Below are 16,605 nucleotides of genomic sequence, written 5' to 3' on the forward strand. Positions count from 1 at the left end.
TTCTTCAACTTCTTTTGTTGGTTCTTTTACCTCTTCTTTTGATTCTTCAACTTCTTTTGTTGGTTCTTTTGCCTCTTCTTTTGATTCTTCAACTTCTTTTGACGGTTCTTTCGGCTCTTCTTTCGCTACTATATTTTGCATAACTGTACCACTGTATAATAGAGTTAGACCGTGGTAATTTCCATTTAATGAGAATGTATAAACTTTTTCTCCTGGAGTTTTCCATACGACTGTTCCTCTATCAGTGACGATACCATCTGTACTCTTCAGTTCAATATCTTCAAAGATTTCTCCCTCTAAATCGTAGATAGGAATTTGGATTTCTTGATTCATTTGTCCATCTTCTAAAACAATTTTTTGGTTTTTAATATCAACTGTTATCCATTGAGCCAATTGAATAATCGGTCTTACATCACGGATCTCATTTCCAGCTAATTTCAAGCTAAGTAAATCGAGCATAGAAGATAAAGTAGAGATATCTTTAATCTTATTATCAGATAAATTTAACCACTGTAAGTTTTTCAAGTTCGCTAATGGAGAAATATCTCGTATTTTATTGCTCATTATTTCAAGCTTATTCAATTTACTAACTTTGCTAATCTCATCTAAATTATTGATTTCATTATTATTTACTAACAATGTATCTAGATTTTGCAATTGATGAATTCCAACAAGAGCAGCATGATCAAGTTTATTATTTGATAGATCCAGATTTTGCAATTTCTGAATCTTAAATAGTTCTGGAACATTTTTTATACTGTTATTGCTAACATTTAATTTTTCAAGATTCTCTAATGACTGAAGTGGTTTCATATCTTCAATTTGATTATTGGATAAATCCACTAACTTCAAACCTCTCAAACTTGAGATAAATTCTACATTTTTCATATTAACATTTTTTAATGTCAATTCCTCCATATTTGTCATGAGTTCTAATCCAGAAAAATCTGTTATGCCCTCTTTTTCCCCATCTGTAATTTTTAAAGTCTTAACTTTTAATAAATCTTCTTTCGTTATAGGGGTATTTACATTTTTACGTTCAAAATTATGTTTGTTCATGTATTGCCTTAATTTCATATCTTGAATTACGTTAGAACTCTCTTCTCGTTTTTCAACGATATTTTGTATTACCCTTCCTTGGAACCTTATCTTACTTTCACCAGCATCCATCTTAAATTCATACATTTTTTCTCCAAGACTATTCCACTTTATTAATCCATTTGTAATACTTCCGCCTTCACTCTTCCACTCAATATTTTGAAGTGCTGTCCCATTTACATCATATACAGGAATTTTCACTTCTTCATTTATATATGCTTCATCTAAAAAGATTTTTTGTCTTTGAACATCAATCTTAATTCGTTTTCCTAATTCTTGAATAGGTCTTATATCACGAATCTCATTTGTCGCAAGTTTTAATTCATATAAATTATTCAAATTACTAAGTGATGATACATCCGAAACATAGTTTTCCTCTAAATTAAGTGCTTGTAAACTAGTTAGGTTAGATAATGATGTAATATCTTTAATATCATTTTTTTGAAGATCAAGTTCCACGAGGCTACTCATCTCACTAATCGGTTCAATATTTACAAGCCCGTTACTTCCTATCCCTAATGTCCCTAATTTATTCAATTGCTCAATGCCTGTAAGATCAGTAATTTTATTATTGCTTACATATAACTTTCTTAAAGAAGAAACATTATATAAAGGCTTTATATCACTAATTTTATTACCTGATAAGTTAACGGTTCTAACCTTTTTAAGTTGACTTAGTGGATTAATATCAACAATTCTATTATTTTGTAACTCTAGTATATCCAGTCTTTCTAAGTTTACAAGCGGCTCAACATTTTCTATTTTATTAAAAGATAGATCAACTACTTTTAAACGTTTTAGTTGTGAAATAGGAGCTATATTTCTTACATCAGACCCTTGTATCGTTAGTCTTTCTAGATTCTCCATATACTCTAATCCTTTTAGACTCTCAATTCCTTGACCTGCATATATATTTAACTCTTTAATTTCTTTTAAATCTTCTTCAAATATAGGTTCATTTACATCTTTTCTATTTAATACATTTTTGTTAATTACTTGCTGTAATCGTTTATCACGTATGATATTTTGTGTATCTTCAATTTGTTCTTCTTCTTCCTCTTCTATATCGCTTTCTACAAATGTGCGCATATTCACTTCAAACTGAATTTTGAATTCCTTATCGTACCCTAAAGTGGGAATTAAAATATGCATTTGCATATTATATCTTTTTCCTAACTCACCTACTTCAAATTGTATAACTTTCGTTCCATGTTTTCTTTTATCTTCTGAAAGCACCTTTACATCATGGAATACACCTGGATCTTTACTATCTTCAACTTTCAGATAGTCAAAGAAATCACTATCTTTTAATGTTGCTGTAATAATTCTTTTTCCATTTTCAATCGTCAGCTTTGGATCTTTTATATATACAGTTGCATATGACTCTTCATTTGAGTTATCTTTATACGCCTTAATTATCGCATCAAAAACATACTTCTTTGAACTTTGTGCAGTCATATTTTCTGTACCAGCAGTAGCTGCTACGGCAGGTGTAGCATAAACAGCAAATGGCAACGATAATGTCGCAGCCACTAACATCGCATTTATATGTTTTCTTTTATTTTTCTTCAACTTTACATCTCCTCCAAAATATATAATTCAAAATGTAATCATTTCTCGAATAAATGATAATGATTTTCATTATCATTGTCAACTAAAAAAATAAAAAGTTTACAAAAAAATAACCCCTCAAAAAGGGGTTATGCCATTTTCTCTCCTGATTCTTCTCTAAAAAAGCTCTTCATCGCGTGAAATACATCTGCTTTTTGCTTTAAAATATAATATCTGAAATTCTCATCTTTAATATTTTTATAGGCTGACATAAGTGTACTGTGGCGGTTGTACTGGTTCACTTCCCCATACCCAAACATATTACACTTCTTCATTAACTCTTCAACAAGTTTTACACATCTAGCATTATCTGATGTTAAATTATCACCGTCTGAAAAATGGAATGGATAAATATTATAGCGGTCTGGTGAATATTTATTATCGATTAGCTCAAGTGCTTTTTTGTATACAGAAGAACAAATTGTTCCGCCACTTTCTCCTTTTGAGAAAAACTCTTCCTCTGGAACTACTTTTGCCTCCGTATGATGGGCAATAAATTCAATATCTACTGTTTCATACTTTGTGCGTAGAAATCTCGTCATCCAGAAAAAGAAGCTCCGTGCCATATATTTCTCCCATATTCCCATCGATCCACTCGTATCCATCATCGCTAATACAACAGCTTTTGAATCTGGCTTTAATACTTCATTCCAAGTGCGGAATTTTAAATCTTCTTGGTGAATCGGATGAAAAGATGCTTTACCACGCATCGCATTTCGTTTATATGCGGATATCATCGTTCTTTTCTTATCGATGTTGCCCCATAATCCCGTTTTTCTAATATCATTAAATTCAACATGTTCAATCTTGTTTTCATCCATTTCTTTTCTCTTTAAATTAGGTAATTCTAATTCTTTGAAAAATGCTTGCTCTAATTCCAAAATAGAGACTTCAGCTTCATAATAATCTTCTCCAGCCGCATCCCCTGCTCCTTGCCCTTTTCCTGGTCCTTTTTGCTTTTGACCACCTGATCCATCTCTCGCAACGACATCACCAACTTTGCTGTCACCATTTCCTTGCCCAACGTGTTTGTTTTTATCATAATTGTACCTAATCTTATATTCATCTAAAGAACGAATCGGTATTTTTACAACATCCTTACCATTAGACATAACAATGCTTTCTTCTGTTACAAGATCGGGTAAATTATTCTTAATTGCCTCTTGTACTTTCTCTTGATGGCGTTGTTGGTCGTCATATCCTTTGCGATGGAGGGACCAGTTTTCCTGTGAAATCGTATAATTTGGTTGGTTTTCTTCACCCATTTCTTTCCCTCCTTACTGTAATTGTCTTCCTATATGAACAGCAAGCTAGAAATTTTGTTTTATACTGTACCAGCTAGAATGAAAGGTCACTGCCCATCGAAAATCATCCCATAAACATATATAACGTTTTTCATATAATACTCCGAGCATCCTAAACAAAATTTTGCCACTCACATACTAGAAAAGAATCATTCAGCCTTTGATAAGAAAGAAACACAATGCATAGTTGCACACATTTACACTTTGCAACATATTGTATTGTGTTGGCTTTTTTCGTATGAATGGTTGGTTACTCTATCATATGCATATTGTAAAAATAATTGACAATAAATTCATAAAATTGCATCTTAATTTATTACATTTGGACAAGGTATGACACTTTACACATATGACTGGATAATAAAACGCTGTCCCGCAAAATACAAGAGACAGCGTTTTGTTATCAAACTATCGATTTAGCAGGCTACCTACATAGCGTAATAATTCATTTGCTGAAGAAGAATTATAGCCGTGCTCATCAATTAAACGTGCAACAACATCATTAATTTTCTTCAGCTGATTTTCGTCTGGTGTTTTCGTTGATGTTGTAATTTTCACTATATCTTTTAAATCAGCAAATAGCTTCTTCTGAATCGCTTCACGAAGACGTTCGTGCGAATTATAGTCGAAGCGTTTTCCTTTACGTGCATAAGCAGAGATGCGAATTAATATTTCTTCCCGGAATGCTTTTTTAGCATTTTCTGAAATTCCAATTTGCTCCTCAATCGAGCGCATTAACTTTTCATCTGGGCTCATTTCTTCACCTGTTAACGGATCACGTAATTTCGACTTATTGCAGTACGCCTCAACGTTGTCTAAGTAATTATCCATAAGTGTCTTAGCGGATTCTTCATACGAATAAACAAACGCTTTTTGTACTTCTTTTTTAGCAATTTCATCATATTCTTTTCTTGCTAATGAAATGAAGTTCATATAGCGCTCTCGGTCTTCATTACTAATCGATGGATGCTGATCCAATCCATCTTTTAAAGATCTAAGCACATCTAGAGCATTAATAGATGGTACTTCTTTTCGAATAATTGTAGAAGAAATGCGGTTAATAACGTAACGAGGATCAATACCTTTCATACCTTCATCTTGATATTCGCGTTGCAACTCCTCTACATCAATCGCATTATAACCTTCTACCGTTTCTCCATCATACAAACGCATCTTTTTAATTAAATCAATATCTGGACGCTTCGGATCTTTTAAACGAGTTAAAATCGTAAACATTGCTGCAACCCGAAGTGTATGCGGTGCAATGTGCACATCGGACACGTCACTTTCACGAATCATTTTTTCATAAATATGTTCTTCTTCACTCACTCGTAAATTATATGGAACTGGCATTACAATAATTCTTGAGTGCAATGCTTCATTTTTCTTATTTGCTATGAAAGAGCGATACTCTGTTTCATTCGTATGCGCTACAATTAATTCATCTGCTGAAATAAGTGCAAATCTTCCCGCTTTAAAATTCCCTTCTTGTGTAAGCGATAATAAATGCCATAAGAACTTCTCGTCGCATTTTAACATCTCTTGGAATTCCATCATCCCACGGTTTGCCTTATTCAATTCTCCATCGAAGCGATACGCTCGTGGATCTGATTCTGAACCATATTCTGCAATTGTAGAAAAGTCCAAGCTACCTGTTAAATCTGCAATATCTTGTGATTTAGGATCAGAAGGGCTAAATGTACCAATACCAGTTCGGCGATCTTCAGAGAAGAAAATACGCTCCACAACTACATCTTCAATTCTCCCACCATATTCTTGCTCTAGGCGCATAACGTTGAGTGGTGATAAATTCCCTTCAATTCTTACTCCATACTCATCAAAGAAATCATCTCGTAAATGATGCGGAATTAAATGAAGTGGATCTTCATGCATTGGGCACCCTTTAATTGCAAAAATTGCTCCTCGATCTGTTCTTGAATATGTTTCTAATCCTCGTTTCAACATCGTAACTAATGTTGATTTACCTCCACTAACAGGACCCATTAATAATAAAATACGTTTTCTAACATCTAATCGTTTTGCAGACGGATGAAAATATTCCTCTACAAGACGTTCTAAAGCATCCTCTAACCCAAATAGCTGATTACTAAAGAAGTTATACTTTCTTCTACCATCAACTTCTTCAATTCCGGCATCTTTTATCATATTGTAAATGCGAGAGTGTGCTGTTTGAGCCACCCATGGTCTTTCCTTCACAAGCTCCAAATACTCCGCAAACGTACCTTCCCATTGTAAGCGTTCTTCTGCTTCTCGATGCTGTTCAATTTTTTTTAGAATATCCATTATAGCTCCTCCCCCATCTCCTTGTTCAATCGGATTATTATAAAAGGTATGCTAGGATGTCCTTAAACATTCTTTAAATCAAAATGAAATATACAGTAGTGTTATAAAATTCTCTCCAAAATTCAAAGAAAATTCTGTATAATATAGGTATTAAAGTTTTTACACCTCTATTCACTTTAAATAAATTCTTTTCTTCCAAGAACATTACATACATTTCGATTCATATTTCAGATTCGTAAACTGAAAAAATAGGAGGGATATTAGTATGAAATTATTATTAATTTTAGGTGTATCACTCACATTTCTTACAGCTATTTTTACATCTGGTTACAATGATAAACCCGGTACACATAAAAAGTGATGTGCTTCTTAGCACATCACTTTTTTTATCAATTATTTATAATACACATTTTCCACATCATATTTTGATAAAGGGCGGCTATAATAATAACCTTGTACAAACTTCACATTCTTTTCCTTCAAAAATTGTATTTGTTCCGCTTTTTCTACTCCTTCTGCAATTACATTCAATTCCAACGTATGAGCTAGATGAATAATTGCAGCCGTAATATTCGTATCGCGTTCATCTACATGTATACCTTCCATAAAAGAACGATCAATTTTCAAAGTATCAATTGGATACGTTTTTAAATAACTCAAAGATGAATACCCTGTACCAAAATCATCTAAATGAATCTTTAAATTTTGTTCTTTTAATTGTAGCAATACTCTTTTCGATATATCTTTATGTATAAGGGCTCCTTCTGTAACCTCTATCGCTAATAAATGAGCTGGTACATTGTACTTATGTAAAGCTCGTGTAATCATCTCTATTAATGTAATAGAGCGAAAATGCCTGGCTGAAATATTAACTGCAATTGGGACAACTTCATATCCTTTATTTAACCATTCGCGTATTTGTCGACACACTTCATTTACTACCCATTCATCAAGCTTAATAATAAATCCTGTTCTTTCTGCTAGCGGAATAAATTGATTGGGAGAGACAAATCCTAATTCTTTATTCTCCCACCTTATTAAAGCCTCCATACTAGCTATTTTTTTCGTTTCAATATTCATTTGCGGCTGATAATATAAGAAGAATTCATTTTTTTCTATAGCACGATGTAATTGGTTTTCTATTATAAATCTTTGTTCACGCTCACAATCTAACCCACTGCAATAAAAATGATAATGTCCTTTTCCTTTTTCTTTTGCTTTTTCCAAAGCAGCATCAACTCTTTGGAATAATATCTTTTCATCTTCTCCATCTGTTGGAGCCATTACAATTCCGATTGAAGCACTTAAATACACGTCCTCTTCTTCGATTACAAAATGTTCACTAATCCTTTTCAGTATGTTTTTGGAAACTCCCTCTACACGTTCTTTCGTTATATTTTCTATTAACATAACAAATTGATCATCGTGTTCTCTAAATAAGTGCATACCAGCTATTTCAAAACTGCTTAAACATTCTGTAACTTTTTGTAATACTTTATCTCCTTCTTTATGGCCAAAAGTATCATTAATAAGATGAAATTCATCTAAATCTATAAAAACAAGCGCAAACTCTGTATTATCATTCAACAAAGTATTTAACTTATTTGCACATGAAATTCTATTCATTAATCCTGTTAACTGGTCATAGTAAGCTAAATATTCCGTTCTCATCTCATTTAATACTTGCCTTGTAACATCTCTCGTAACAATATATACTCCAACAATTTCACCATTTACAATAATCGGAATCGTCCTCAGAGAAATATATAGCTCGTACCCTTCTTTATGAACATACTTCTTTGAAACAATTTGCTTCGCTTTTCCTTGCATGGATCCTTTAAATATAATTTGAAAATCTTTTTCATATTCTTTATTAATAAATTCAAAGATAAATTTATTATTTAATTCTTCATATCGATATCCAAATATTTCATACGTTGCTGGATTCGCGTATGTAATTCTACCTATAGAATCTATAGATATAATGGAGTCATTATTATATTCTAGTAATGACTTAAATAACATTTGTTTTTCCTCTATTTCAATCTTCTCCTCAATTTGAGCTGTAATATCCCTCGTAATACAAATAATAAACTGGCATACCCCTTCTTCATCAAATACAGGATTAAGTGAAGATTCATAATGTAAATTACCAGTTGGTAAACTAACTACATCACAAAAGGTATGTGCTTTTGCTTCACTCGCTACTTTTGCATATTGCACTTGCAATATTTCCGCCGTATCTTTCGGCAATACTTCAGAAAACGTTTTTCCATAACATTCTTCGCTTAGCTTTGCATAATCCATACCTATCTTATTTACATAAATATATGTAAAGGTTTCATCATCCATAACTTTCACAATAAATACTAAATCTTGAATAGCATGTAATAATCCTCTTCTTATTAAATCCATATCTATCATACTTAAAAAGGTATTTTGATTACGATATTGTTCCTTCATATTTATCTCAACCCGTCTAATCTATTTTTATTCATATATCACCATTCTATATGACTATGTACCCTTTTTTAAATGTATGATTCCATATTTACTTTTATTTTTAGAAAAAAAGCCGCCATATGGCGACTTTTAATAAACAATTTCTAAATCTAATCCTGGATAATTTTGTTGACGGAACGCTTCATAAATTAAAATAGCTGCTGTATTTGATAAATTTAATGAACGCACTTTATCAGTCATTGGAATACGTAAACAATGATCGAAATTTTCTTCGATTACATTAGCTGGTAAACCGTTCGTTTCTCTTCCAAATACAAAGTAGTAATCCTTCTCACGTTTACTATAATCAAACGCTGTATGAGCTTTCTCGCCATACTTTGTTAAATAGAAGAACTCACCGTCTTTATTTTTCTCATAAAACTCTTCAATTGAATCATAATACGTAATTTTCACGTGCTGCCAATAATCTAATCCTGCACGCTTTAACATTTTATCATCCGTTGAAAATCCAAGCGGTCTAATCAAATGTAATTCTGTTCCAGTTGCTGCACAAGTACGAGCAATATTTCCTGTATTTGCTGGAATTTCTGGTTGATATAAAACAACATGTACTCCCACGCGATATTCACCTCTGTTTTTTGTCTACTACGTATTATACCACTTGAGCGAAAAATCTCTACCCATTAATAATATGAAAGAATTTATATTTCATTTGTGGTGTATATTTACTAGAATCTTCATAGTTCCAATAACGCCGACGGCTATTCGCTGAATGTGCATTTACAAGTGGCATACCATCTGCGTCTTTTGCTACTACAATCGTCGTATGATTCCACCTACCATCATCCTCGAAATCATAAGCGATGACATCACCAAGAATAAGGTCCTCTGGCCTTTCTACAGCTTCAGCTCGAAGTCCTGATGTAGCACCTGACAAATACCAATAAAAAGAGTGTGCAACAGCCCAGCTCCAACTCCACTGATTCTCCCTTTGCCACCATCCTTTGCGAATATTAGGATATCCATTCATTGGTACTTCTCCAGTATGAAGACATTGAGAAATAAAATTCGTACAATTATCAGGGAAATTACGATATGCAGGGTTTCGATCATCCCACCAACGCTCTGCATATTTAACTGCCTCTAAACGGTTGTACTGATAGGAACCGTACTTCTCTTTTGTAACTTCCCTTTCTAATGTCTCACTCATTCCAACTGCTTCTGGCACTTCAATAGCATAATCACCTATTATCCGGCTATTATTTAAACAAACTCTTCGTTTTAATTGTTCCTCTTCAATATAAAATAATTCTTTATGCTTAATTAAATATTTAAAATGTATTTGATAATCAATTTCTTGATGATTGCTATTATTTAATTGCCTCATAAAAGAAACATCCGCAGTTGCTTTTACTATCTCTGCATTACGCTTTTGAAATAATTGTTTCTTTCTCTTTGCTATTTGTAATAAATCTTCAGCAATACCATCTACATTTGTTCTTTTCTCTGTTATATATGCTAAAAAGTGTTGGACTTGCTTTTCAATATTTATTTTTACAACCATTTCGTCTCCCTCCCATATTACAATATGAAAAAGGGAGATATTATCTACTCTTTTTTCTGCGCTAACAGTTCAAGTCCGCGATTCATTTCATGAAGAACCTCTTCGTCTTTCTCACGTTGCATCGCTTTTTCAATAGCTTCGCCCACGCCGTCTCCACCAATTTTCCCAAGCGCCCACGCTGCCGTCCCGCGAAGCACTGGTCTTGGATCATCTTTCATAACACCTATTAAATCTGGAATTGCTGATGCTTCTTTAAAATGTGCAAGTGCCAAAATCGCATTTCGTTGCAACGGTTTTTTACCTCTCCATGAACCAGACATAATTCCATATTTCTCTTTAAAATCACGATTGCTAATTGTTAAAAGCGGTGTTAATAACGGTTTAACTAACTCAGGATCTGGTTCCATCTCAGGGTGATTATGAAAATCCATTCCTTTATTTTTCGGACAAACTGTCTGACACGTATCACATCCATAAATACGATTACCTATTTTGTCGCGATACTCTTCTGGTAGGAATCCTTTCGTCTGTGTTAAAAATGCTATACACTTCTTCGAATCTAACTGTCCTCCTTGTATTAAAGCACCTGTAGGACAAATATCAATACACTTTGTACAGCTCCCGCATTGATCTTCTATCGGCTGATCTGGTGGGAATGGAACGTTTGTAATCATTTCTCCTAAATACACATACGAACCAAATTCAGGTGTAATAATAGAGCAGTTCTTACCGCTCCATCCAATACCAGCACGCTCTGAAACAGCTCGATCACTTAATTCACCCGTATCAACCATTGACTTAACTTCTATATCGGGAAGTTTTTCGATTAAATATGCTTCTAATTTCTGCAAACGATCTCGTAAAACTAGATGATAATCTTGTCCCCAAGAAGCACGACAAAAAATCCCACGGCGTTCTCCACGCTTACTTAATGGTGCATTTTTTAATTTTGAAGGATACGCTAATGCAATCGCAATAATTGATTTTGCACCAGGTAATAGAAGCTGTGGGTTCGTTCTCTTTTCTATATCAGGCTCTTCAAATCCAGATTGATAATTTAATTGTTGCTGCTGGATTAACCGCTGCTTTAATTCTTCAAATGGTGAAGCACTAGCAAAGCCTATTTTATCTATACCAATCGTTTTACTATACGCAATGACATCTTGCTTTAATTGTTCAAAATCCATTCCTAATCACCTCCTCAGATGAATCCATCCTTTATGTAACGATCTATTAGTTAGCAATTCACTTTCGGAATACTATTCTTTACTTCTATTTTCGCATACAATTACGTTTTCCAAACATTAAAAAACGCAATGCCTCGTTTATCTCGGAAACGAAACACTGCGTTGATCACAATTTATAGAAAAACATTTAATAAAATTTGGAGCGGGTGAAGAGAATCGAACTCTCGACCAGAGCTTGGAAGGCTCTTGTTTTACCACTAAACTACACCCGCAAATATGAAATACATATAAGATATTGGAATAACTTATGTAAAGTAGTATAGCATGTTAGAAAAGTGTAAGCAAGAATTTTATCGAAAAAAGTCGAAAAAGTGATGAGAGGACTCATCACTTTTTCAATTCTTTATCAATTGCCGCCTTCATACTATCAAAATCAGGATTTGCAAGATTTCCATTCACATATACCGAAGGAGCACCTTGAACTTTTAATTTTTGAGCACGATCTGAATCTTTACGTACTTTTTCTTTTATTTCTTTACTGTGTAAATCTTTCTTAAATTGCGCTACATCAACTTTCGGAAGCTTCTCTTTCACAATATTAAGAAGCAATTCTTCTGTAATCCATTCTTCCGTATCTTTCTTTTGACTTTGATAAATCTCATCATAGAAAGTCCAGAATGAATCTTTATCTTGTTTATAAATTGCTTCACCAGCTGCTGCACCTAAATCAGAGTCTTTTCCGATAAATGGGAAATTAATAAAGTATAACTGCACTTTTCCTTTATCGATATACTCTTCTTTTAATCGTGGTAATACTGTTACATCCCAAGTACGACAAGCAGGACATTTGAAGTCTCCAAATTCAACTACCTTAACTGGGGCATCATCTTTCCCTAAAGATTGTTGTGTGGAATAAGCAAACATCTCATTCCCTTTATCCTTTTTGTCATTTATGATGCTATACGCAATTGTTCCGATTACAATCAATACTGCAATAGAAAAAACTATACCAAGGGCCATGAGTTTATTTGATTTCATATACATTCCTCTTTAAATTCATATTCTGTATACAGCATTGTACACAATACACATAATATCAACACTTATATACATCACGCAATGAACACGCTCACATAAATTACAAAAACACAATAATTGTGACGATATTGTGTCACAATTTGTCACAATTTATTCAAAAAAAGAAGCTCCTATGTAGGAACTTCCTTTAGCTTACTGCTTTTTCACGAGCACTATTTAACATTGACTGCTCTGTTTTTATATCATGCCGAATTACTAACTTCTCACTAACTGCTTGCACATACTCATCATGATTGATATAGCCTTCTTTCTCCATCAATCTCAAAACGACATTTCGTCTCTCTACAGCCTTATCATAATTTTGTGCAGGTGAGTAATAAGCAGGTGCCTTTACTACAGCAGCCATCATTGCACTTTCAGCCAACGTTAATTGGCTTACCTTTTTACCGAAGTATAGGTTTGCTGCTTTTTCAATTCCCCATGCTCCTTCTCCGTAATAAATATTGCTTACATACAATTTTAAAATTTCATCCTTTGTAAATGTACGTTCAATTTTTTTCGTATAGAAAATCTCTTTCCACTTACGAGAAAATGTACGTTCATTCGTTAAAAAAGCATTTTTAGATAACTGTTGTGTAATTGTACTTCCACCTTGCACAACACCACCAGCTTTTATATTTTCAACAGACGCTCTGACAATCGCTATATAATCTAAACCGTTATGATGATAAAACCTTTTATCTTCTGTCGCAATAAATGCATGTGTCAATGATTCTGGTACCTCTAACTTAGCCGGTACATGTAATTTACTAATATCACTTTTCTCAATCATTACATTTCCAATGAATAATAACGTAAAACTTAACAATAATAATAAAATAATGGCTTTATAAAAAAACTTAGTCATTGGATTTAATGCAACTTTTTGATGATAGTTCACCCTAGATAATACTCGTTCTTTCATCTTAAACACCTCTTTTCCACACAGCGTATAACTCTTACTTTAAGAATACCTTGTTGTAAAAAAATATCCCATCGATTTCTCTTACACGTACCTTACATCATTGTAAGGTATAAATTGAAACTTTCATCAGACCCCCACCAATCTGGCTGCCCGGCAAATAGCGGGATAAAAAAGTATTGTATCACAGTCCTTTTTTATCTACTATTCATCTGAAATATTGAATATAGATTATGCTAAATCAATAGCAGATTAGATCTTAAGGTTATTATACTTTCTCTATTAAAGCACCCTATTTTCATTATATCATCTACCAATATATATACTTTTGAGTATCTAGTAATCTAAATGTACATAATATATCATATATTGTACAGAACAAACGTTCTTTAAATCAATACTAACGCTATTATTATTTTGACCTTTTTCTTAAACAGTATACAAAAAAGAGTAGTGATTTGACTGTATCTCAAATCGGCTACTCTTTTCTTTACAATCTTCCTATTAAGTTATACGGCTGCACTTCCCACGTTTCATACGGAATGAAATGGGTTGCTCTCATCGCATCAAGCGTTCTGGATTTCATATGAGGACGCGTTATATACTCATTTATGTTCTCTTCGTTTAAAGCTACAAATTTAGCCTCTTGTATTTCTTCATGTTGAATTTTTATTTCACCGCTTACATATGCTACTTTAAAAACGACAGCTAAAATGTTCTTGGAAGCATTATAATAAACTCCTGTAACTCCAAGCGGCTTCACAGTTAAACCCGTCTCCTCAAGCATTTCCCTACAAACAGCTTGATCGAGTGCTTCCCCTTCTTCTACCTGTCCTCCTGGTAACTCCCACGTATCAGCTCGCCAGTGTACCTTTGCTAATAACACTTCATCTTTTTCATTTGTTAAATAGCCTGCTACAGCAACGATATGTTTTGGTGTTTTTTGTTCCATGTTAAGCCTCCTAGCAATAATGAATATTTCATATATCCCTATAAGCATATTCCCTGTTTACAATAAAATACCTTTATTAAAAAAGCCCCTATTCGTTAAACGAACAGGGGCTTTTATCGTATTATTCTCCTAAGTCTACGTTGTGATAAACTTGTTGTACATCTTCTAAATCTTCTAATGCATCAACCATTTTTTCAAATTGTGCTTGTGCATCTTCAGGAAGTGTTACATCGTTTTGTGCAAGCATTGTTAATTCGGCAACTGTAAATTCTTCAACACCCGCATCTTTAAGAGCAGATTGTACTGCATGGAATTGATCTGGTTCAGCATACACGATAACAGCATCTTCTTCTTCAAGAATGTCACGTGCATCCACATCTGCTTCCATTAAAATCTCAAGAACTTCATCTGATGTTTTCCCTTCAAGGCCGATAACAGCTGTTGCATCAAACATGTAAGCTACAGAACCGTTTACACCCATGTTACCACCGTTTTTGCTAAATGCAGCTCGTACATCTGCTGCAGTACGGTTTACGTTGTTTGTAAGTGTATCTACAATTACCATAGCTCCATTTGGTCCGAACCCTTCATAACGAAGCTCGTCATAATTTTCTTCTGAACCACCTTTTGCTTTTTCAACTGCACGATCGATAATTGTTCTTGGAACATTGTATGTTTTCGCACGTTCTAATACAACTCTAAGCGCTTGGTTTGATTCCGGATCTGGCTCGCCTTGTTTTGCCGCTACATAAATTTCACGTCCAAATTTCGCGTATATACGGCTAGTATTTGCATCTTTTGATGCTTTTTTATCTTTAATATTATTCCATTTACGACCCATACTTTCCACTCTCTTTCCCGTTTTAAATCTACATAAAAATATTAATATGAAATATCATGTGTGTTCAACACATTTTTAAAAGAAATATAAAAAGTTCATTTTTGATTCATATTACAGACATAATATAAATCACTATCATTTTGTTCTTTCGACAAGTTATATTATACATGAATTCCTACGTTTATTACGAATTTTAGAAGCACATAACATAATTTAGCAAAAAAATTCTACCATTTCACCAACACACTATTTATGCTTATTTTGTAGTGTGATGAAAATATAAAAAGACTCTACACATTTGGTGTAGAGTCTTTTTATTACGCCGTTCGTGATACCGATGGTCGGGGTCGAACCGACACTCCCGAAGGAACACGATTTTGAGTCGTGCGCGTCTGCCAATTCCGCCACATCGGCACAAAAGAAAAGGCGGCAACCGGATTTGAACCGGTGATAAAGGTTTTGCAGACCTCTGCCTTACCACTTGGCTATGCCGCCATATAAAATTTTACTGGAGCGGAAGACGGGATTCGAACCCGCGACCCCAACCTTGGCAAGGTTGTATTCTACCACTGAACTACTTCCGCAAAAATGGCTGGGCTAGCTGGATTCGAACCAGCGCATGACGGAGTCAAAGTCCGTTGCCTTACCGCTTGGCTATAGCCCATCGAATTCTTACTTAATTATATGTAAGTATCCATTAGATTATTTATAATTTTTAAAATAAAAATGGGGCGACTGATGGGAATCGAACCCACGAATGCCGGAGCCACAATCCGGTGCGTTAACCACTTCGCCACAACCGCCATGTTGTGTAAATATATTTGGCAGGGGCAGTAGGAATCGAACCCACACTGGAGGTTTTGGAGACCTCAGTTCTACCTTTAAACTATGCCCCTATGTAAATGGTGGAGGGGGGCAGATTCGAACTGCCGAACCCGAAGGAGCGGATTTACAGTCCGCCGCGTTTAGCCACTTCGCTACCCCTCCGAAACTTACATGGTGCCGGCTAGAGGACTTGAACCCCCAACCTACTGATTACAAGTCAGTTGCTCTACCAATTGAGCTAAGCCGGCGTATTTTATTAAAGTAAATGGTGGCTCGGGACGGAATCGAACCGCCGACACGAGGATTTTCAGTCCTCTGCTCTACCGACTGAGCTACCGAGCCTTATTAAAATGGCGGTCCCGACCGGGGTCGAACCGGCGATCTCCTGCGTGACAGGCAGGCATGTTAACCACTACACCACGGGACCATTTGGTTGCGGGGACAGGATTTGAACCTG

Annotated in this window: 11 protein-coding genes and 11 tRNA genes; all 22 read right to left on the bottom strand. The window is 34.4% G+C overall.

Going from position 1 to position 16,605, the window contains the following annotated elements:
- On the bottom strand, positions 1–2,670 hold a 2,670-nt coding region (locus MR070_RS26265; RefSeq protein ID WP_242262273.1), incomplete at its 3' end, for a leucine-rich repeat domain-containing protein.
- A 128-nt stretch (positions 2,671–2,798) separates the two neighbouring features.
- Positions 2,799–3,974: a sporulation protein YhbH gene (yhbH, locus tag MR070_RS26270; RefSeq protein ID WP_000503505.1), complete on the bottom strand. Its 1,176-nt coding sequence runs from the start codon at positions 3,972–3,974 to the stop codon at positions 2,799–2,801.
- A 447-nt stretch (positions 3,975–4,421) separates the two neighbouring features.
- The gene (locus tag MR070_RS26275) at positions 4,422–6,317 is read right to left on the bottom strand and encodes a PrkA family serine protein kinase (protein WP_000353279.1); all 1,896 of its coding nucleotides are present in this window, start codon (positions 6,315–6,317) and stop codon (positions 4,422–4,424) included.
- A gap of 393 nt (positions 6,318–6,710) precedes the next feature.
- Entirely contained in the window at positions 6,711–8,780 is a 2,070-nt protein-coding gene (locus tag MR070_RS26280) for a sensor domain-containing protein (RefSeq protein WP_000664293.1), read from the bottom strand.
- Positions 8,781–8,909: 129 nt separating this feature from the next.
- Positions 8,910–9,398 (bottom strand): tRNA (uridine(34)/cytosine(34)/5-carboxymethylaminomethyluridine(34)-2'-O)-methyltransferase TrmL, encoded by a 489-nt coding sequence (trmL, locus tag MR070_RS26285; RefSeq protein WP_000538147.1) that lies wholly within the window; start codon positions 9,396–9,398, stop codon positions 8,910–8,912.
- Positions 9,399–9,456: 58 nt separating this feature from the next.
- On the bottom strand, positions 9,457–10,344 hold the full coding sequence (locus MR070_RS26290; protein ID WP_000260539.1) for an amidase domain-containing protein: 888 nt from the start codon (positions 10,342–10,344) through the stop codon (positions 9,457–9,459).
- A gap of 44 nt (positions 10,345–10,388) precedes the next feature.
- The gene (gene queG / locus MR070_RS26295) at positions 10,389–11,531 is read right to left on the bottom strand and encodes a tRNA epoxyqueuosine(34) reductase QueG (RefSeq protein WP_000345218.1); all 1,143 of its coding nucleotides are present in this window, start codon (positions 11,529–11,531) and stop codon (positions 10,389–10,391) included.
- Between the two features lie 198 nt (positions 11,532–11,729).
- Positions 11,730–11,803 (bottom strand) — tRNA-Gly (locus tag MR070_RS26300).
- Between the two features lie 115 nt (positions 11,804–11,918).
- Positions 11,919–12,569, bottom strand: coding sequence for a DsbA family protein (locus tag MR070_RS26305; protein WP_000841311.1), 651 nt, complete (start codon positions 12,567–12,569; stop codon positions 11,919–11,921).
- Between the two features lie 187 nt (positions 12,570–12,756).
- Positions 12,757–13,533, bottom strand: coding sequence for a transglycosylase domain-containing protein (locus MR070_RS26310; RefSeq protein ID WP_000664704.1), 777 nt, complete (start codon positions 13,531–13,533; stop codon positions 12,757–12,759).
- 487 nt (positions 13,534–14,020) lie between these two features.
- A complete protein-coding gene (locus MR070_RS26315; RefSeq protein ID WP_000436089.1) occupies positions 14,021–14,482 on the bottom strand; it encodes an NUDIX hydrolase in 462 nt (153 codons plus the stop codon).
- Positions 14,483–14,603: 121 nt separating this feature from the next.
- Positions 14,604–15,323 (bottom strand): YebC/PmpR family DNA-binding transcriptional regulator, encoded by a 720-nt coding sequence (locus MR070_RS26320; protein ID WP_000532946.1) that lies wholly within the window; start codon positions 15,321–15,323, stop codon positions 14,604–14,606.
- Positions 15,324–15,655: 332 nt separating this feature from the next.
- Positions 15,656–15,737, bottom strand: a tRNA-Leu gene (locus tag MR070_RS26325).
- A 10-nt stretch (positions 15,738–15,747) separates the two neighbouring features.
- Positions 15,748–15,818 (bottom strand) — tRNA-Cys (locus MR070_RS26330).
- 14 nt (positions 15,819–15,832) lie between these two features.
- Positions 15,833–15,907, bottom strand: a tRNA-Gly gene (locus tag MR070_RS26335).
- Between the two features lie 5 nt (positions 15,908–15,912).
- Positions 15,913–15,987 (bottom strand) — tRNA-Gln (locus MR070_RS26340).
- Positions 15,988–16,050: 63 nt separating this feature from the next.
- Positions 16,051–16,126, bottom strand: a tRNA-His gene (locus tag MR070_RS26345).
- 19 nt (positions 16,127–16,145) lie between these two features.
- Positions 16,146–16,219, bottom strand: a tRNA-Trp gene (locus MR070_RS26350).
- Between the two features lie 7 nt (positions 16,220–16,226).
- A tRNA-Tyr gene (locus MR070_RS26355) sits at positions 16,227–16,310 on the bottom strand.
- A 10-nt stretch (positions 16,311–16,320) separates the two neighbouring features.
- Positions 16,321–16,396 (bottom strand) — tRNA-Thr (locus MR070_RS26360).
- An 18-nt stretch (positions 16,397–16,414) separates the two neighbouring features.
- Positions 16,415–16,490, bottom strand: a tRNA-Phe gene (locus tag MR070_RS26365).
- Between the two features lie 9 nt (positions 16,491–16,499).
- Positions 16,500–16,575: transfer RNA gene (locus MR070_RS26370), tRNA-Asp, on the bottom strand.
- Between the last annotated feature and the right edge of the window lie 30 nt (positions 16,576–16,605).

Source organism: Bacillus cereus group sp. BfR-BA-01453, from assembly GCF_022662915.1.
Taxonomy (GTDB): Bacteria; Bacillota; Bacilli; order Bacillales; family Bacillaceae_G; genus Bacillus_A; species Bacillus_A paranthracis.

Bases quoted from the DNA above. Each gene is read 5' to 3' on its own strand.
- yhbH (WP_000503505.1), bottom strand. From the start codon at position 3,974: ATGGGTGAAGAAAACCAACCAAATTATACGATTTCACAGGAAAACTGG.
- MR070_RS26275 (WP_000353279.1), bottom strand. From the start codon at position 6,317: ATGGATATTCTAAAAAAAATTGAACAGCATCGAGAAGCAGAAGAACGC.
- MR070_RS26280 (WP_000664293.1), bottom strand. From the start codon at position 8,780: ATGAAGGAACAATATCGTAATCAAAATACCTTTTTAAGTATGATAGAT.
- MR070_RS26290 (WP_000260539.1), bottom strand. From the start codon at position 10,344: ATGGTTGTAAAAATAAATATTGAAAAGCAAGTCCAACACTTTTTAGCA.
- queG (WP_000345218.1), bottom strand. From the start codon at position 11,531: ATGGATTTTGAACAATTAAAGCAAGATGTCATTGCGTATAGTAAAACG.
- MR070_RS26305 (WP_000841311.1), bottom strand. From the start codon at position 12,569: ATGAAATCAAATAAACTCATGGCCCTTGGTATAGTTTTTTCTATTGCA.
- MR070_RS26310 (WP_000664704.1), bottom strand. From the start codon at position 13,533: ATGAAAGAACGAGTATTATCTAGGGTGAACTATCATCAAAAAGTTGCA.
- MR070_RS26315 (WP_000436089.1), bottom strand. From the start codon at position 14,482: ATGGAACAAAAAACACCAAAACATATCGTTGCTGTAGCAGGCTATTTA.
- MR070_RS26320 (WP_000532946.1), bottom strand. From the start codon at position 15,323: ATGGGTCGTAAATGGAATAATATTAAAGATAAAAAAGCATCAAAAGAT.